The following is an 18,705-nucleotide window of genomic DNA, read 5'->3' as shown; positions in this document are numbered from 1 at the left end:
CCCCTTTCAAAAATGTGCTGTTTAAAAGGAGCATACAATGGCATTTGATTACGGTTCTATTGATCTAGGATTAAAAAACCCCTTTAAATTTGAGGGCAAAGTAACGGCTGCAAGAGGCCTTATTGAGTCAATTGCGGGCATTAGTTTACTTGTTATAGCGGCAAGGTCGGTAAAAGAAGATACCACCGCAGGCTGGATTTTAATGCTATTTGGCATGTTTATTTTAGCGCTGGGTATTCGCTCTTTATCGTCAGGTATTTACGCCACCTTAAAATACTTTGTTGGCAGAAACCACCCAACGTCGCTTGCTTATAATTTTAGTAAATCAGAAAGCTCTACCGCTAAAGAAGAGAAAAATGAGGTAGCTTATAACGCCCAATCACTCGAAGAAATGCTGGTTGGTCGTAAAAACAGTACCTTTAAAGAACCTAACGGGTTTTTATCTCGTTTGTTACACAGCTTAATTCCCAAACTGTTATTTTTACCTTATCCAATTCGAAATGTAGCGCAGCGATTATTTGGCTCGTGGGTTAGCACGCTAGTTGCCTTAGTTGCTTATGGGCTTGTTGCGTTTGTATCCTTATCGGGCTTTACGGGAGAAGCTGGCGAATTAGCCTTTCCGGTTTATAGTGCTATTTTGATGTTTTATGTGCTTTTTTCTTGGCGCTCAAGTAGCAAGCCGATTTCTCGCAATGCAGAAAGAAATATTGAAGCGCTGGGAGGCGGAACATTAGCTAAAATTATTTCGTTGTCGTTTATTTTGCCCATTGTTATTGGCCTTTCTATGTCGTGGCTAATGCAGGAGCAACATATCAGCAAACAAGAAATAGACGCTTGGCTTGCACAGCTACCAAACTTGCATGCTGGCCTATATCTCATTGCCATTATTGTATTAGCAACATTAAGCTGCGCATTAGTATTTACAATGATCAAAGCACGCTTAAACGCAGTGACCCCTACCGCCGAAGTGTCAGAATTACGTGAAAACTGGCAAGAGTCTGTTCACCCTGATGAAGTATTTATAAACCTTGATAATCTTGTCATGGCAAATAGGCGCTACAAAGAAGTCCCTAATAGAGTTTACCGCGAGCTAGACCCAAAACTGCAAGAGCAAATAGAGGGCAAAGGCGGCTTTAAAGGCGAAATGATTCAAGAGGTTCAGCCTAAACTACATGCTATGGAGCTAGGTAAAAACTTTACCCTCGCTAGATTAATCGCACTATTAAGTGCTAATTTACTTTATATTGTCGCGTTAGTACTAACCGTATTTTTAGGCTATTCATTAATAGATATTTATTACTATATAGATAGCGCTAATATTAATAATTTCCAGCAAGCGTTTAATAATCAAAATATTATACAGTTTAGTAGCTTACTAATGAGCAGCGTTCATATTTTTATAATAGCAATAATTATTAAAGCCTTTGCTCGTTTACTGGCTAACTGTGCGCATTTGTTTTTTGCTGAAATGCAGTTTGAATCATTACTTGTGTACTTTAAATGTGAAGGTACATTTACCGAGTCAAAAATATCAACGGGTACAGGTATTCACGATAGCACCCGCTCAGAAAACACCTTAGTGCGCAGCAGTATCACACCGTGGGTAATTGTCTCTCGTGTTATTTCGAGCACATTTGCTGCCACTGGTATGAAAAACCTTGAGCACCCTCGCCATATAATGGAAATGCACAAAGATGAAGGCCAATTACAAGCCATTAAAAATGATGTAATTGCCTTTCTAAAGGACCGCGAATCGATTGCTTCAATTACCAGCGAGCGCGATTTAGGCAATGCATCACAAATACACCAATTAAACCAACAAACCCGTGCAATGCCTACTCAGCAAGCAATAACGAAAGAAGATGAAGAGGCTGCGGGTTACCTAAGACAAGAAGAGAACTTAACACCAGAGCCTAAAGCTTAACCGTTGCTTTGCTATATTTTTAAGCAAAACTACGGTGCGGTTTGTAACCTAGGTAGCTAGGTTACAAACCGTGCGCACCCATTAGAGCGTGTTGGTTTATAAAAGCTTGCTTGTTAAAATTTATGGTCTTGACCGGCTTAATTATTAACGTATTTTTAATCCTTTCTCACTTAATTGAATCATTTATACCTATTTAGCCGATTAATTCTAAATTTACGCATAAACCCCTTGCTTTATGCGTTAAAAACCAAATAATGAAGCAATTATAATCTGGGTAAGAATGAGGAAAATGAGCTATATACTAACCACCCAATGTGACGATGATGTAGGCCTAATTGCCAAAATTACGGGGCTTTGTCACGCGCACAATTTAAATATTACACGTAATAACGAGTTTGTAGATAAAGACGCCAAGCGCTTTTTTATGCGCACTGAGCTAACGGGCGAGCCACAAAGTGACTTTTTATCGCAATTACGCGCATTATTACCAGAGGGTGCACAACTTGCTCTGCATGATGATACAAAAACTAAAGTGGTGCTACTTGCAACAAAAGAAGCGCATTGTTTAGGAACTGTATTACTAAAACAATTTGAGCAAGCTTTAAATATTGAAGTATTAGCTGTAATTGCCAATTACCCAGATTTAGAGCCGTTAGCAAAGGGCTTTAATGTACCTTTTCATGTTGTCTCGCACGTAGGTCTAAGCCGCAGCGAGCACGATCAACAAGTAGGTGATTTAATTGCCTCTTACAACCCAGATATAATTGGCTTAGCAAAATACATGCGCATACTAAGCCCTGAATTTGTGGGTCGTTTTGAGAACAAAATTATTAATATCCACCACTCGTTTTTGCCTGCCTTTATTGGCGCTAAACCGTATCACCAAGCATTTGAGCGCGGCGTAAAAATTATTGGTGCCACAGCTCACTTTGTAAATAATGAGCTAGATGAAGGCCCTATTATTTTACAAGATGTCACTAGCGTAACGCACGCTAACACCGCTGAAATAATGGCTAAAATGGGTAAAGACGTAGAAAAGACGGTATTTAGCAAAGCGCTTCAGCTTGCCTCTGAACACAAACTATTTATTAACGGTAATAAAACCGTGGTATTTAGCTAAAACCCCTTTTACATACTATAAAGCCAGCAAAAGGGCTCTCCCCTTTTGCTGGCTTTTTTATGCCAATTAACGTGTTAAGGCGTATAGTAAATAGGTGATTCAGGCCCTACTGGCAGCCCTAAAGCAAATACCCATACGTAAAATAAAATAACCCAGCCAATAAAAAATACAATACTGTATGGCAGCATAGTGGCTACTAATGTCCCTATGCCCATGTCTTTTTTGTATTTAACTGCCACCGCTAAAATTAAGCCAAAATAGCTCATCATCGGGGTGATTAAGTTAGTCACAGAGTCACCAATACGATAAGCTGCTTGAATGGTTTCTGGCGCGTAACCAATAAGCATAAGCATAGGCACAAAAATAGGGGCTGTAATTGCCCACTGCGCCGATGACGAGCCTAAACTTAGGTTCACCAATGCACACATTAATATAAACAGCACAAACACTTCAGGGCCAGTCAGGTTTAACGCTTGTAACAGTGCTGCACCATTAATTGCCAAAATAGTGCCTAAATTAGTCCATTTAAAAAAGGCCACAAACTGGGCTGCAAAAAATACTAATACGATATATAAGCCCATTGAGCTCATGCTTTTACTCATTGCGTTAATTATATCTTTGTCGTTTTTCATGCTGCCAACAACACGCCCATAAACAAAGCCTGGCACACTAAAAGTAACAAATATAATTGCGACTATTCCTTTTAAAAAAGGCGAGCCTGCCACTTGGCCTGTTTCTGGGTGGCGTAAAATGCCATCGGCGGGAATAATCGTCCAAGCAAATAACGACAGCACCACTAATAAAGCAACGCCCGCCCATTTTAGGCCGGTTTTTTCAAGTGTGGTAAGGGTATCAATATTGTTTTGTGATAAGTCTATACTGGCTTCATCTGGGTTGTATTTACCTAAACGTGGCTCTACTATTTTTTCGGTTACAAGTGTGCCAAGTGCGGCAATAAGTAATACTGATATCATCATGAAATACCAGTTTGCCTCGGCACCAACCTCGTAAGTTGGGTCAATCATTTGTGCTGCAGGTGTTGTGATACCGGCTAATAATGGATCTATCGTACCGAGAAGTAAATTAGCACTGTAACCACCAGACACACCAGCAAATGCAGCCGCTAAACCGGCTAATGGGTGGCGCCCCAAACTATGAAATATCATCGCTGCAAGCGGAATTAACACCACATAGCCAAGCTCAGATGCGGTATTAGACATAATAGCCGCAAACACCACCATAAAGGTAACTAAACGCTTTGAGGCGCCCATCACCATACCTCGCATGGCAGCAGAGAGTAGCCCTGAGTGCTCAGCTACACTTACCCCTAATAGCGCCACCAATACCGTGCCTAAAGGCGCAAAGCCGGTAAAGTTAGTCACCAAGCCTGCCATAATACGTTGCAGCCCCTCTGCGCTGAGCAAACTAACTACTTCAATAACGCCGTCAGGCGCACGCCCTGCAGCGCCAATAGGCCTTGGATCTATTGCACTTAGTCCAAACCAATCAGCTATACCGCTGATCAACACAATTGAAACTGCAAATATTGCAAATAAAGTAATGGGGTGAGGAAGCATATTTCCTAAAAACTCAACGGTTGCTAAAAAGCGATTAAATAAGCCGTTATTGTCTTTAGGTTGATTATTAGGTGAGTGTGTGGAGTCTGTCATACTTGGCTCTATAAATTACAAAATTGCGCTAACCTAGCATTGTTTGCAAAAGAGATCATGTATAAAAGGTAAATAACGTGTAGAAAATAAGTTTAAAAAAGAATGCTAATAGGGTCTGTCAGATTTTAGATTCAAATTTTTAGTCCAGCCACAAACACCTAAGCCATTGTATGTTTGGTATGTTTATAAGCTGATTGCCTATGAATAAGCAACACCAGCTGTATTAAGGCTTTACTTTGTCTCAACACCAAACACACAGCTGTAAGTGTCACCTCTAATGATAAACAGGCCTTAGCACTTGTAATACTTTAAACTTGCTCTATTGGTTCTAGTTGTAATTTAGCTGCAATAAGAACGGCTTGAGTACGATTGTAAACGCCAAGCTTTCTAAAAATTGCGGTAATGTGTGCTTTGACTGTTGCCTCAGAAATATGTAATTCGTAAGCTATTTGTTTATTTAGTAACCCTTCATGCAGGTATTGCAATACACGATATTGCTGCGGCGTGAGCGATGCTACCTGCGCGGCAATCTCTCTGTCCTCTCCTTCTATTTCGGCTACTTTATTTTTTAACTCGTTTGGAAGCCACGTATCGCCTTCAAGTATTTGGTTAATAGCATTTGCAATATCATCTGAAGATGATGACTTAGGAATAAAACCCATTGCGCCATACCCCATCACCTTAGACACTATATTGATGTCTTCACTCCCTGAGACAACCGCTATGGGTAAACTTGGGTAGTCTTCGCGAATGCGGATCAGGCCATATAAATCGCCATTACCTGGCATGTGTAAATCTAGCAGTAATATATCAAGATCTTCTTGTTCGCTAAGTACTTGCAGTGTGCTGTCAAAATCTGATGATTCAAATACTTCTAAATCGTCAAACTTAGCACTTAATGCTCCTTTTAGTGCCTCGCGAAATAACGGATGATCATCCGCTATTAAAAACTGACTCATGGTTCGCTCCTAATAAATTCGGCTGCCAATAAGGTATAACATACTTACTGACAGCCGATATACTACGTTTAGAATCAACTTGTAATCAAGTTTTTAACGCGCATTTAACGATTTAATCTGTTTTCTATAAGCTCATCTACCACGGTTGGGTCTGCAAGTGTTGATGTATCCCCTAACTGTTGGTGCTCATTTGCGGCTATTTTACGTAAAATTCGACGCATAATCTTACCTGAACGCGTTTTTGGTAAGCCTGGCGACCATTGAATCATATCGGGGGAAGCTATCGGGCTTAGTTCTTTACGTACCCAATTTCGTACTTGAGTTGTCAGCTCATCACTTACAGTAACGCCTTCATTTGGTGTTATGTAAACATAAATACCTTGGCCTTTAATATCATGCGGATAACCTACTACTGCAGCCTCTGCTACCGCTTCGTGAGCTACCAGCGCACTTTCTATTTCAGCTGTACCTAAGCGATGTCCTGATACATTAAGCACATCGTCTACACGCCCTGTGATCCAGTAATAGCCATCTTCATCACGACGACAACCGTCACCTGTAAAGTAAACACCAGGGTAAGCACTAAAATAGGTTTGTTCAAAGCGTTCATGATCGCCATAAACAGTACGTGCTTGTGAAGGCCAGCTATCTAAAATTACTAAATTACCATCAACCGCACCTTCTAGTGTATTACCCTCTGCATCATATAACGCTGGCGCAATACCAAAAAATGGATGCGTTGCTGAGCCTGGTTTAGTTTGAGTTGCACCTGGCAGTGGAGTGATCATAATACCGCCCGTTTCGGTTTGCCACCATGTATCTACAATTGGGCAATGAGCATTACCAATATTTTCGTAATACCAGGTCCATGCTTCTGGGTTGATGGGTTCACCCACCGAGCCTAAAATGCGTAAGCTTTCACGCTTTGAAGACGCTGTAGGCTCATCGCCTTTAGCCATTAACGCACGGATAGCGGTTGGTGCAGTGTATAAGATGGTTACGCCGTGTTTATCAATCACCTCGCCCATACGTCCGGCTGTTGGGTAGGTAGGTACGCCTTCAAATACCACTTGCGTACAGCCATTGACCAATGGCCCATAAGCAATATAACTGTGGCCAGTGATCCAACCAACATCAGCACTACACCAATATACGTCGTCCTCTTGTAAATCAAACACGTACTCGTGGGTCATTGATGAGTAAACTAAGTAACCACCTGTAGTATGCACAACCCCTTTTGGTTGACCGGTAGAGCCCGAAGTATACAAAATAAAGAGTGGGTCTTCTGCATTCATATGCTCCGGTTCACATTGCGCCGGTTGGTCAGCTACAAGGTCATGCCACCAAATGTCGTGCTCGTTCCAATCAACTTCGCCACCGGTTAGCTGGTGCACAATAACGTGCTCAATACTCGTTACAGACTCTTGTGCTACGGCTTCATCAACATTCGCTTTTAAAGGAACACAATTGCCCGCACGGCGACCTTCATCGGATGTGATCACCACTTTAGCGCCTGAATCTTTGATTCGATCTGCGATTGCAGAGGGAGAAAAACCACCAAATACAACCGAGTGAATAGCACCAATACGTGCACACGCTTGCATAGCGTATATGGCTTGCGGCGTCATTGGCATATAAATGGCAACTCGGTCACCTTTTTGTACACCCAGCTTTTTTAAGCCATTGGCAAAGCGTGCCACTTCATCATGTAATTGTTGGTAGGAAATGTTTTCACTTTGGCTTGGGTTATCACCTTCCCAAATAAGTGCAACTTTATCGGCTTTGTTTTTTAAATGGCGGTCAATACAGTTATAAGAGGCATTTAAAACGCCATCTTCGTACCATTTTATATCGATATGGCCCTTATCAAATGAGGTGTTTTTTACTTTAGTATACGGAGTAAACCAATCTAAGCGCTGGCCATGTTCACGCCAAAACCCTTGTGGGTCATCAATCGACTGTTTGTAGAGTGTATTATATTTTTCGTTATCAACTAACGTCGTTTTTTCAATATGTGCAGGAACAGGATAGATACTTTGTGACATCTCAGTCTCCATTTTAATAACTTGCCATGATTAAAGGATTACTCAGCAGTACTTTATTAAGTATTAGACCTTAGTTGTACAACCCTTCTAATTAACGTTTTGTGGTTTATAATCGCGCCGCTCATGACTTTTTTACAAATAAATACAGTACGTTAAATATAAGTAAGTGACTGCTGAATTACTCTTAAACCTTCGTCTTATAGACCAATAGGTAATTGAGTAAATTTTACACATATTTAAAAGTGGTTTTTGAACACTTAAATAATGATGTAACCATGCTGCTTAAGCTCTTATTTAACAAATGAAATTAGTAGCGTGACGCAAATAAGTTTTTATTCGTTAGTAATACCTGTAGCAAGTAATACATTTGAACGTTTAAAAAGCAACAAACAACAAGTAGCCTTTAAAGGACACCACAATGAAATTTACCCCATTAAAAACGCTGGCAGCGAGCGCTGTATTATGTGCTTTATCTAGTACGGCTTACGCGGCAACTGCAGCTAAAGTAGGTAACACCGAATTTACTTACGGCGGCTATATTAAGCTAGACACCATGTGGAGTGATTACTCTGCAGGCGCCCCTTCGGGCTCTAGTGTTGGTCGTGATTTTTATGTGCCAAGCACGCTGCCAGTTGGTGATGATGACGATTCTGATGCTGTATTTGACATGCACGCACGCGAATCGCGTTTTAACTTTGGTACATCCACATTGATGGATAATGGTAAAACAGTTAAAACTAAAATTGAGCTAGACTTTTTGGCATCGGCACCTGGCGGTAACGAGCGGGTATCAAATTCATACGCGCCGCGTATTCGCCATGCATTTGTTACTTACGACGGTTGGTTATTTGGTCAAACATGGTCAAACTTTCAAAACGTAGGTGCACTTGCTGAGACGCTTGACTTTGTAGGCCCAGCTGAGGGCACTGTATTTGTGCGCCAAACACAAATTAAATACACAACAGGTGCATGGTCGTTCTCACTGGAAAACCCAGAAAGTACCATTACCACACAAGGTGGCGCGCGTGTAGAAACAGACGATGCATCTCTTCCTGATTTTACAGCACGTTACACACACAATGCCGATTGGGGTAACTTTGTAGTTGCTGCGCTTGCTCGACAACTTACTTATAAAGTAGGCGATGTTGACGCCGATGAAACCTCATTTGGTATAAGTGCATCAGGGCGTGTAAATTTTGGTGAAGACTACCTTAAATTTATGCTTACTCAAGGTAAAGGTCTTGGTCGTTACGTGGGCTTAAATGTTGCCCACGGTGCAGTGCTTAATGGCGATGAGCTAGACGCAATAGACTCAACATCTGGTTTTGTTGCATATCAACATAAGTGGACAAGCCAGTGGCGCTCAACTTTCTTATATTCTTTCTTTAGTGCTGACAATAACACTGATTTATTAGCTATCTCTGGCGATCCAGTTGAATCTAGCCAAAGCTTTAGCGCAAACATTTTATACTCACCAGTTAAGCGTTTAACATTTGGTGCTGAGTTTAAGCATGCCGAGCGCGAAACAGAAAGTGGTATTGACGGCGACTTAGACCGTTTACAGTTTTCTGTAAAATACAATTTTTAATTAGACATAGACTAGGTAATAGAATGCAACCGCACTCGATATCTATTCTATAAATAAAAAAATCCGATATTAAAGCTAATATCGGATTTTTTATTTAATCAGTTTAAGTATAAAACTAGTACCCTGACATAGATTTTAAAAGAACAATCAAGATTACTGATTGGCATTAAATAATGCTTAAAATGCCAATTCAGTGCTTCATGATAATTAATTTGTAGTACCGATCAGTGCTAGTTTTTAATTATTAGAACCTCTTTTCTATGCCAACTTCAACACGGCGCTGAGCACCATACCAACAGTTATTTGTGTCAAAACATGACCCTATGTACTCTTTATTACCTAAATTACTAACACTACCAGTCAGCTTTAAATCATATTTGGGGATATCATACGCTATAACTGCATCTACTAAAGTGTATGAAGGTACTTGATCTGAGTTGTATTTATCTGCTTGGGTTTCACCAACATATCGAATACCAGCACCAAGCATTAAGCCATCTAATGCGTTTTCGAATAAATAACTGGCCCAAATCGATGCACTTTCTTCTGCGACCCAAACAGGAGTTTTACCAACCAGCGCTAAGTCTAATTCATTTTCAGTTACTTCCATATCTAAGAATGTAGCATTGGCCTGAATAGATAATGAATTTGTTATATTTGTATTTAGCTCAAGTTCGACTCCCTTAGATTCAACCTCACCCGTTTGTGTGCGCTGTGCAAAATCAGGAGTATTTACGACCATATTTTCTTTAGTCACTACAAAGTAAGCGCCAGTAAAACTTGTTGAACCATCACGAGTTTGATACTTAGCTCCTATTTCAATCTGCTCTGCTGTAGTGGGTTTGAATGCTTCACCCGTTAATGAGTCAACTCCAGCCTCTGGCTCAAACGATTCTGAATAATTAGTATAAGCCCTCCAACCAGTGTCAAATGTATACATAGCAGCTACACGCCCTGAGAACTCATTCTGATCAATGTCTGTAGTACTACCATAAGCCAAGGTATTATAAATATTTTTCACAACATCCTTGCTTTTAAACTGGTCAAAACGGCCATTTAGTAGCAGCGTAAAACTATCTATTTGCATTTCATTTTGAATATAAAAACCAGTTTGTTCAATTTCAATATTATGGTCTTCTTGATAAAAATCTAGAGGTAAACTGTCAACATCGAATAGATCATTATTTATATCTGCAAGATTTAATGCTGGAGTATTGACACCAAGCGTATCTCTGTAAGCTACTTTTGAGTCAGAACTCTGGTGATCAACACCAAATAGCAGGTTATGGCTTATTGTATCTGTTGTGATTAAACCAGCTAACTGAGTATCAACAGTAAAGCCATCTATTTCTTCATCTGTTAAATATGCTGAGCGAGGAAGCATGTTATTATCATCAGGTAAAACAGTATGGTAAGTGTTTTTTTGCAACGCTTCAGCATCAGTGTATCGTAGCTTTTGTAATATAGACCAGTCATCGTTTATTTGATGATTTAGCTTATAACCAAGCATTAATACTTCGCGTGAAAAACTATTCCAATTCTCATCACCTGCATAGGTACTGGCGTCAAGTTTGTCAAAAGTCGCCTCATATAATGAGCCCAACCCTGGTAGTGATGTTGAAGGAACCATATCAGGATCATCTTGGTAATATGCAGACACAGTAAGTTCTGTTGCTTTATTGATATCAATAGTAACAGATGGTGCTATTGTATAACGCTCAGTTTCTGTTGTATCCTGAAAGCCATCCCTTTGACGTCCAAGCATTACAAGCCTGTAGTCTGCGTCCTCACTCAATGCGCCTGTCGTGTCTAAACCCAATTCAAATAAACCGTCAGAACCTACACCTGCACGTATCAAAGTTTCTTGATCATCTTTAGGGTATTTTGCGACTTGGTTAACTAAACCTCCTGGAGGTACTAACCCATATAAAGAAGATGCAGGCCCTTTTAGAATTTCGAGTGATTCCGTGGCAAATGCATCTACTTGTGGGTATAAATTCCAACTATTATTACTTAGTAAAGGTAACCCATCATAAAATGTTTGATAGGTAGTAAAACCCCGAATAGTAAACTGATCAAAAATCGTTATAGTTGGTCGGCTTTCAGTAGTCACTCCAGATACATAGCGTAGGGCTTTATTGACTGAGTCAGCTTGACGCAATTGAAGTAATTCTTGATCTATAACATTAATACTTACTGGAGAATCAATTGGACGAAGTGACGATTTAGTAGCCGTACTTCTATATGCATGCATTGGATTTACTTCAATATGCTCAAGTTCTGCTTTTTTAGCCTCTTCACTCTCCTGCGCATATGCCAAACCTGAAGATAATAATCCTAATGTTATAGCTGATAAGGGAGAAAGAGCCGATAATTTTTTTGTAGTAGATTTTGCCATCATGTCATCCATTTGTTATTTATTGTGCTATGGTAACACTAAAGATAAATAGCAACAATTATCATTTGCGTATTTTATTCCCTTAAAATACACCTATTGAGATAACTCAAAGATTAAAGAAAGCATGCAGTTGCTATACACATTACTTAATGAGTGTTTAATCGTTGAGAGCTACTTGGCAATTATAAAATACAAAAAGGCGCTAACCAGTAATGGTTAGCGCCTTTTAAAGCTCGGGTCAAATCAAGCTTAGAGAACGTTGTATAGCTTAAAGGTCAGGCTCATCACCTAATACGTCTTCACCATCTTCTGGCTCAACGGTTGCTTTTAATAGCAACATGTCGCGTAATTTTCCTTCAATTTCATCAGCAATTTCTGGGTTTTCTTTTAAAAACTTAATAGAGTTTGATTTACCTTGGCCCACTTTATTGCCATTGTAACTGTACCAAGCACCTGCTTTTTCAACAATTTTGTGCTTTACACCTAAATCAATGAGCTCACCTTGCTTCGAAATCCCCTCACCATACATGATGATAAATTCAGCTTGTTTAAATGGTGGTGCAACCTTGTTTTTAACTACTTTAACGCGGGTTTCGTTACCTACAACCTCATCGCCTTCTTTTACAGAGCCAATGCGGCGAATATCAATACGTACTGATGCATAAAACTTAAGTGCATTACCACCTGTTGTTGTTTCAGGGTTACCAAACATTACACCAATTTTCATACGAATTTGGTTAATGAAAATACATAACGTATTTGAGCGTTTAATATTACCTGTAAGCTTACGTAGTGCTTGCGACATTAAACGTGCTTGTAAGCCCATGTGCGAGTCGCCCATGTCGCCTTCAATTTCAGCCTTTGGTGTAAGCGCTGCAACAGAGTCAACAATAACAACATCTACAGCACTCGAACGTACTAACATGTCACAAATCTCTAGTGCTTGCTCACCGGTATCTGGCTGAGAAACTAACAGCTCATCAATGTTAACACCTAACTTTTGTGCATATACCGGATCAAGAGCATGCTCAGCATCAACAAAGGCACATGTTTTGCCCTCTTTTTGTGCTTGTGCGATAACTTGCAAAGTAAGCGTTGTTTTACCTGATGATTCAGGACCATACACTTCAACAATACGCCCCATAGGTAAACCGCCTATGCCTAAGGCAATGTCGATCCCAAGTGAGCCTGTAGATACAGCATCAATGTTTAGGGCTTTGTTATCGCCCAGTTTCATAATTGACCCTTTACCAAATTGACGCTCAATTTGTGATAGTGCAGCGTCTAACGCTTTTTGTTTATTATCGTTCATTCTGTTCTCCAAATCCGGCTAATGCGAACAAGTATACTGTATGAAATCACAGTATCAAGTGAAATTTATAACTTTATCTGCTCTATTGTTTTTTTCAATGCAAATTCAATAGCTTGAGCCCTAACCTGCGCTCTGTCACCACTAAATATTTGCTCAAATGTAAATTGTTCATCGGCAATTTGCAGGCAAAACCATACAAACCCCACAGGTTTACCAGGTGTAGCGCCGCCCGGTCCTGCAATACCAGAAATAGCAATGGCCACATCGGCGTTAGCCACGCTTTTTGCACCAAATGCCATCTCTTTTACGGTTTGCTCACTCACTGCACCAAATTGCTCAAGCGTAGTGTTAGCTACATTTAACAGTTCATGCTTAGCTTCATTACTGTAGGTAACAAATGCGCGGCCCAAATAAGCAGAGCTACCAGGCGTATCTGTCAGCGCATAACTCACCCCACCACCAGTACATGATTCAGCGGTAGTGATCCATAAGCGTTTATCCGTTAAAATAACGCCCAATTGCGCAGCAAGTGTTTTAATCTCTTGATGTAATTCCATATTCAGCCTTTGGGTAAATACATGTCGTTTGATCTTTATGCACCGCACACTATAAAACAACAAACCCCTATGATGCAGCAGTATCTAAAAATAAAATCAGAGCATCGCGATATTTTATTGTTTTATCGTATGGGGGATTTTTATGAACTCTTTTTTGACGACGCTAAACGCGCGGCTCAATTACTCGATATTTCGCAAACGCATCGTGGTAAAGCCGGCGGCGATCCTATCCCTATGGCAGGCGTACCTTATCACGCGGTAGAAAACTATTTAGCGCGTTTAGTGCAAATGGGCGAATCGGTTGCTATATGTGAGCAAGTTGGCGACCCCGCTACCAGTAAAGGGCCCGTTGAGCGTAAAGTAGTACGTATTGTTACACCGGGTACTATTTCAGATGAAGCACTATTGCAAGAGCGTCAAGATAACTTACTCACTAGCGTATGGCAAAATAAAAAAGGGTTATACGGTATTGCCTACCTTGATATAAATTCCGGGCGCTTCAACGTAGTTGAAGTTAACACCGACGAAGCATTTACTTCAACCCTACAGCGCTTAGCGCCCGCAGAGCTTTTATACTGTGAAAGCTTTGAAAGCACACATTTAATTGAGCATGTAAAAGGAGCGCGCCGACGCCCTGAATGGGAGTTTGACCTAGATACCGCTCAACATTTACTGTGCGAGCAGTTTGGCACAAAAGATTTAGTTGGTTTTGGTGTAGATAAAGCGCATGCTGCTTTAGTTGCTGCGGGTTGCTTAATGCAATACGTAAAAGACACACAACGTATAGCGCTACCGCATATCCGTGCCATTACCCTTGAGCATAACGAACATGCCGTTATATTAGATGCTGCAACGCGCAAAAATTTAGAGCTAACCGTTAATTTATCAGGTGGCTTTGAGAATACCTTAGCTCAGGTACTTGATAAAACTGCCACAGCCATGGGGTCACGTTTACTTAAACGCCGTATTCATACACCTGTGCGCAATAAAAATGAGCTTAACTCACGTTTAAATGCCATTAGCGCTATTTTAAATGCGCAGTTATATGGCGAGTTACACGATTCATTAAAAGAAATTGGTGACATAGAGCGTGTAATAGCACGTCTTGCTTTATGCACCGCACGCCCGCGCGATCTAACTCGGCTTCGCAGTGCTCTACAAGCACTCGCACCATTGCATGCATTATTAAACGATGCTAATGATGAGCGTATTGCTAGCATTGTTCGCCATTCTCCAGAGCTGCCTGAGCTACAGGCTTTACTTGAGCGTGCTGTTATTGATAACCCACCGGTACTCATTCGCGATGGGGGCGTTATTGCACCAGGCTACAACAGCGAGCTCGATGAATGGCGAAACTTGAGTAAAGGCGCTACCGATATACTTGAGCAACTTGAACTTAGAGAGCGCGAGCGCACGGGGATCAGCACATTAAAAATTGGCTATAACAAGGTGCATGGCTTTTTTATCGAAGTTAGTCGTGCAAATTCGCACTTAGTACCTGCTGATTATATTCGCCGCCAAACGCTTAAAAATAATGAGCGCTACATAATACCTGAGCTAAAAGAGCACGAAGACAAAGTACTTGGTAGCCAATCAAAAGCGCTTGCGCTTGAAAAACAGTTATATGAAGAACTATTTGAATTTATAGCTCCGCATATTGAACAGCTTCAAATGATGGCTAGTGCATTGGCCGATTTAGATGTACTCAATAACCTAGCAGAGCGAGCACAAACGCTAAACTATGCAAAACCACAACTATGCGATGATGATAATATAAGCATTAAGCAAGGTCGCCACCCAGTGGTAGAGCAAGTAATGAAAGAACCTTTTATTGCCAACCCTGTGGAGCTAAATAGCCAGCGTAAAATGTTGATCATCACCGGTCCAAACATGGGTGGTAAATCAACCTACATGCGTCAAACAGCACTTATCGTATTGATGGCGCATATTGGCTGCTATGTCCCTGCTGATAGTGCAAAAATTGGTAATATTGACCGAATATTTACTCGTATTGGCGCTAGCGACGACTTAGCCTCTGGTCGCTCTACTTTTATGGTAGAGATGACAGAAACCGCCACAATATTAAATAATGCGACTGCGCAATCTTTGGTATTAATGGATGAAATAGGCAGAGGCACCAGTACCTATGATGGCTTATCACTTGCTTATGCAACAGCTGATCATCTGGCACAAAAAATATCTGCAAAAACATTATTTGCTACGCACTACTTTGAATTAACGGAACTTGCCGAGCAAAAAACCGGGCTGGTTAATGTGCACCTAGATGCCATAGAGCACAACGACACCATTGCATTTATGCATACGGTGCTTGATGGAGCGGCAAGTAAAAGCTTTGGCTTACAGGTCGCTGCGCTTGCCGGTGTGCCTAAATCCGTAATAACCCAAGCAAAACAAAAACTTAAGCTACTCGAAAACCACCAAAGTGTGACTTCACCTAATGCTGAGCAGCAGGCGTTTTCATTTGCTAATGAGCTACCTGCACCTGAACCCTCTGAGATTGAAGAGCAGCTTAGCGCAATAGACCCAGACAACCTATCGCCGCGTCAAGCACACGAGTTACTCTATAAGTTAAAAGCACTGCTTTAAGTTTGGCATAAAAAAAGCTGAAGGTTTTACCCTTCAGCTTTTAAACACATAGACAGTATAAAAGGGGTTACGAGAACTGGTCAAACAAACTTTCTGTGCTTAACCCTTCTTGTTGTAAAATATCTTTTAAACGGCGTAATGCTTCTACCTGAATTTGTCTTACGCGTTCTCGCGTTAAACCTATTTCACGGCCCACATCTTCAAGTGTTGATGGCTCATAACCAAGTAAACCAAAGCGACGCGCTAATACTTCACGTTGTTTAGGGTTTAACTCACCTAACCAATCTACAATATGTTTGTTAATGTCGTTGTTTTGAACTTCACCCTCAGGGCCTGAGCTTTTTTCATCGGCTATAATATCTAAAAGTGCGCTGTCGTTCTCACCGCCAATTGGCATATCAACTGAGGCAATTTTTTCGTTCAAGCGTAGCATTTTTGTTACGTCTTCTACGGGTCTGCCTAGGCTTTCTGCAATTTCTTCAGCAGTTGGCTCATGGTCGAGCTTTTGTGTCAGCTCACGTGCAGTTCGCAAGTACACGTTTAATTCTTTAACTACATGAATTGGTAAACGAATTGTGCGCGTTTGATTCATAATGGCGCGTTCAATTGTTTGGCGTATCCACCATGTTGCGTAAGTTGAAAATCTAAACCCGCGCTCAGGGTCAAACTTTTCAACAGCGCGAATTAAACCAAGGTTGCCCTCTTCAATTAAATCTAAAAGTGCTAATCCTCGGTTATTATAACGGCGGGCAATTTTTACAACTAAACGTAGGTTACTTTCAATCATACGCTTGCGAGATGCTTCACATCCACGTAGCGATTTGCGGGCAAAAAATACTTCTTCTTCTGCGCTAAGTAGGGGAGAAAAACCAATTTCTCCTAAATAAAGTTGAGTTGCATCAAGGTTTTTAGTGACTTCCTCTTTTGCAAATATCTCTTCTTCGTTATCTACCTCTTCAAGTAGTGCTGCAGTTTCTTCTACTGCGGTGTCATCAAATTTTTCGTCGGTGGTGTTTTTGTCAAGTTTTGCTGCGTTAGCCATAAGCCTTCTCCCGAGCAATTATCAATACCTAAAAATTAGGGGAGGTATTTAGCAGGATTGACAGCTTGCCCACGGTAGCGAATTTCAAAACGAAGCGCAGTGACCGAAGATTCTGACTTGCCCATTTCTGCTATTTTTTGTCCTGCCTTAACTTTCTGCTTTTCTTTAACAAGTAGTTTCGAGTTATGTGCATATGCACTTAGGTAATCATCATTATGTTTCAAAATGATTAAATTACCGTATCCCCGAAGCGCATTACCCGCATACACCACCGTTCCTTGTGCTGCGGCTAAAACTGAAGCCCCTGTACGGTTAGTAATCTGTAAACCCTTGTAACCGTTTTCCTTATTAGAAAAGCGTTTAGTCACTTTGCCCTTTGCAGGCCAAAACCACTTTACTTTACTGCTCGACGAAGGTTTTGCATTACTAACTATTTCATTGGCTTGTTTTCGAACATACTCTCGTTGTTTCGGCTGATCAAGACTTTTCTTTAATTTTTTGTTACTTTTTTGTTCTATTTTATTTTTAGTGCTTTTGCTCTTATTTGAAGGATTGTTAGCTACGCTATTTTTTTTAGTCGTATTAAGGTCAATAACCTGACCAGGATAGATGACATAAGGTGATGGAATTAAATTGTTTTTTGCCAGCATTCTAAAATCTTGCCCTGCGCTAAAAGCAATTGAATATAAAGTATCACCTTTTTGCACTCTATATTTGTTACCATAAATGTTAACAACTCCACGATAATCGTTAACATTACTATTTAAACTACTTACTGGTGCAGGTGCATTTCGAGATGAGCACCCTTGGAGTAAAATCACTGTAAATACAATTAAATAAAATGACAATCGCTTATTCAACAGGTTTTACTCCAAAACTTTAAAAGTGCTGCTTTTAGCAATTAACGTAAAAAGAAGTACGCTATTACTATTAATACAACTAAACCCCAGCCAAGTACTTCAACATACTGACGTAATTTTTGCTCCATCTTAACTCCGCCCCACTTCATTAAAGCAGAAACTAAAAAGAAACGCGCACCACGGCCAATTGCCGATGCAATTAAAAATGGCAAAAACGCCATCTGTAAAACGCCTGCACCTATGGTAAATACTTTATAAGGAATAGGTGAAAAGCCCGCTAAAAATACCACCCACACACCATACTCTTTAAACCATGTAAGCGCTGTTTCAAACTTTTCTTGCCAGTGCATCTGCTCAATAAAGGGCTGTACAACAGGCTCAAATAACCAGTAACCTAAAAAGTAACCTACAATTCCCCCAAGCACTGAAGCAACCGTTGCAAAGCTTGCAAAGCGCCATGCTTTACTTGGTTGAGCAAGCGACATAGGCGCAAGCATTACATCAGGAGGAACCGGAAAAAAAACAGACTCAGCAAAGCTCATGGCGGCTAAATAGCGCTCAGCAAAGCGGTGTTTTGCCCACACGAGGGCCATATCGTATAACTTAGTAAACAATTTCAACGT

The 18,705-nt window shown here is 40.7% G+C and carries 13 protein-coding genes; 4 read left to right on the top strand and 9 right to left on the bottom strand.

Translation table 11 applies throughout. The features are described from left to right. The first annotated feature begins 37 nt into the window (after positions 1-37). The gene (locus tag WDB87_RS06965; protein ID WP_337849434.1) at positions 38-1,924 is read left to right on the top strand and encodes a hypothetical protein; all 1,887 of its coding nucleotides are present in this window, start codon (positions 38-40) and stop codon (positions 1,922-1,924) included. Between the two features lie 289 nt (positions 1,925-2,213). After that, complete coding sequence (gene purU, locus WDB87_RS06960; RefSeq protein ID WP_337849433.1) at positions 2,214-3,044, top strand: formyltetrahydrofolate deformylase; 831 nt, start codon at positions 2,214-2,216, stop codon at positions 3,042-3,044. 74 nt (positions 3,045-3,118) lie between these two features. Here the strand turns inward: purU and WDB87_RS06955 are convergent, their stop codons facing one another. The 3 genes from WDB87_RS06955 to acs form a co-directional block, all read right to left on the bottom strand. After that, positions 3,119-4,714 carry an AbgT family transporter gene (locus tag WDB87_RS06955; RefSeq protein WP_286245042.1) on the bottom strand — a complete coding sequence of 532 codons (1,596 nt, stop codon included), beginning with the start codon at positions 4,712-4,714 and terminating at the stop codon, positions 3,119-3,121. A gap of 308 nt (positions 4,715-5,022) precedes the next feature. Further along, positions 5,023-5,673 carry a response regulator transcription factor gene (locus tag WDB87_RS06950; protein WP_286245043.1) on the bottom strand — a complete coding sequence of 217 codons (651 nt, stop codon included), beginning with the start codon at positions 5,671-5,673 and terminating at the stop codon, positions 5,023-5,025. Positions 5,674-5,777: 104 nt separating this feature from the next. Further along, a complete protein-coding gene (acs, locus tag WDB87_RS06945; protein WP_337849432.1) occupies positions 5,778-7,718 on the bottom strand; it encodes an acetate--CoA ligase in 1,941 nt (646 codons plus the stop codon). Positions 7,719-8,136: 418 nt separating this feature from the next. Here acs and WDB87_RS06940 point away from each other — a divergent pair, with 418 nt between their 5' ends. Continuing rightward, positions 8,137-9,306, top strand: a complete 1,170-nt coding sequence (locus tag WDB87_RS06940; protein ID WP_286245045.1) for a DcaP family trimeric outer membrane transporter — start codon at positions 8,137-8,139, stop codon at positions 9,304-9,306. A 244-nt stretch (positions 9,307-9,550) separates the two neighbouring features. Here the strand turns inward: WDB87_RS06940 and WDB87_RS06935 are convergent, their stop codons facing one another. The 3 genes from WDB87_RS06935 to WDB87_RS06925 all read right to left on the bottom strand — a co-directional run bounded on the left by WDB87_RS06935 (position 9,551) and on the right by WDB87_RS06925 (position 13,573). Continuing rightward, the gene (locus WDB87_RS06935) at positions 9,551-11,704 is read right to left on the bottom strand and encodes a TonB-dependent siderophore receptor (RefSeq protein ID WP_337849470.1); all 2,154 of its coding nucleotides are present in this window, start codon (positions 11,702-11,704) and stop codon (positions 9,551-9,553) included. A gap of 268 nt (positions 11,705-11,972) precedes the next feature. After that, on the bottom strand, positions 11,973-13,016 hold the full coding sequence (gene recA, locus WDB87_RS06930; RefSeq protein ID WP_055015397.1) for a recombinase RecA: 1,044 nt from the start codon (positions 13,014-13,016) through the stop codon (positions 11,973-11,975). A gap of 65 nt (positions 13,017-13,081) precedes the next feature. Beyond that, positions 13,082-13,573 carry a CinA family protein gene (locus WDB87_RS06925; protein WP_286245047.1) on the bottom strand — a complete coding sequence of 164 codons (492 nt, stop codon included), beginning with the start codon at positions 13,571-13,573 and terminating at the stop codon, positions 13,082-13,084. Positions 13,574-13,594: 21 nt separating this feature from the next. Between WDB87_RS06925 and mutS the strand changes: the two genes are divergently transcribed. Then, on the top strand, positions 13,595-16,180 hold the full coding sequence (mutS, locus tag WDB87_RS06920) for a DNA mismatch repair protein MutS (RefSeq protein ID WP_337849431.1): 2,586 nt from the start codon (positions 13,595-13,597) through the stop codon (positions 16,178-16,180). A 67-nt stretch (positions 16,181-16,247) separates the two neighbouring features. Here the strand turns inward: mutS and rpoS are convergent, their stop codons facing one another. The 3 genes from rpoS to WDB87_RS06905 are packed head-to-tail and all read right to left on the bottom strand — an operon-like array spanning position 16,248 to position 18,702. Further along, positions 16,248-17,222, bottom strand: a complete 975-nt coding sequence (gene rpoS, locus WDB87_RS06915; protein WP_286245049.1) for an RNA polymerase sigma factor RpoS — start codon at positions 17,220-17,222, stop codon at positions 16,248-16,250. 35 nt (positions 17,223-17,257) lie between these two features. After that, positions 17,258-18,082 (bottom strand): peptidoglycan DD-metalloendopeptidase family protein, encoded by an 825-nt coding sequence (locus WDB87_RS06910; RefSeq protein ID WP_286245050.1) that lies wholly within the window; start codon positions 18,080-18,082, stop codon positions 17,258-17,260. Positions 18,083-18,123: 41 nt separating this feature from the next. Continuing rightward, complete coding sequence (locus tag WDB87_RS06905) at positions 18,124-18,702, bottom strand: YqaA family protein (RefSeq protein ID WP_286245051.1); 579 nt, start codon at positions 18,700-18,702, stop codon at positions 18,124-18,126. Positions 18,703-18,705 lie beyond the last annotated feature (3 nt).

Source organism: Pseudoalteromonas sp. C12FD-1 (genome assembly GCF_037414265.1).
Lineage (GTDB): Bacteria > Pseudomonadota > Gammaproteobacteria > Enterobacterales > Alteromonadaceae > Pseudoalteromonas.
The sequence above is the reverse complement of the archived record's forward strand: the minus strand, read 5'-3'. Positions and strand labels throughout refer to the sequence as shown.

Excerpts from the sequence above, each read along its gene's own strand:
- WDB87_RS06965 (WP_337849434.1), top strand. The coding sequence starts at position 38 with ATGGCATTTGATTACGGTTCTATTGATCTAGGATTAAAAAACCCCTTT.
- purU (WP_337849433.1), top strand. The coding sequence starts at position 2,214 with ATGAGCTATATACTAACCACCCAATGTGACGATGATGTAGGCCTAATT.
- WDB87_RS06955 (WP_286245042.1), bottom strand. The coding sequence starts at position 4,714 with ATGACAGACTCCACACACTCACCTAATAATCAACCTAAAGACAATAAC.
- WDB87_RS06950 (WP_286245043.1), bottom strand. The coding sequence starts at position 5,673 with ATGAGTCAGTTTTTAATAGCGGATGATCATCCGTTATTTCGCGAGGCA.
- acs (WP_337849432.1), bottom strand. The coding sequence starts at position 7,718 with ATGTCACAAAGTATCTATCCTGTTCCTGCACATATTGAAAAAACGACG.
- WDB87_RS06940 (WP_286245045.1), top strand. The coding sequence starts at position 8,137 with ATGAAATTTACCCCATTAAAAACGCTGGCAGCGAGCGCTGTATTATGT.
- WDB87_RS06935 (WP_337849470.1), bottom strand. The coding sequence starts at position 11,704 with ATGGCAAAATCTACTACAAAAAAATTATCGGCTCTTTCTCCCTTATCA.
- recA (WP_055015397.1), bottom strand. The coding sequence starts at position 13,016 with ATGAACGATAATAAACAAAAAGCGTTAGACGCTGCACTATCACAAATT.
- WDB87_RS06925 (WP_286245047.1), bottom strand. The coding sequence starts at position 13,573 with ATGGAATTACATCAAGAGATTAAAACACTTGCTGCGCAATTGGGCGTT.
- mutS (WP_337849431.1), top strand. The coding sequence starts at position 13,595 with ATGTCGTTTGATCTTTATGCACCGCACACTATAAAACAACAAACCCCT.
- rpoS (WP_286245049.1), bottom strand. The coding sequence starts at position 17,222 with ATGGCTAACGCAGCAAAACTTGACAAAAACACCACCGACGAAAAATTT.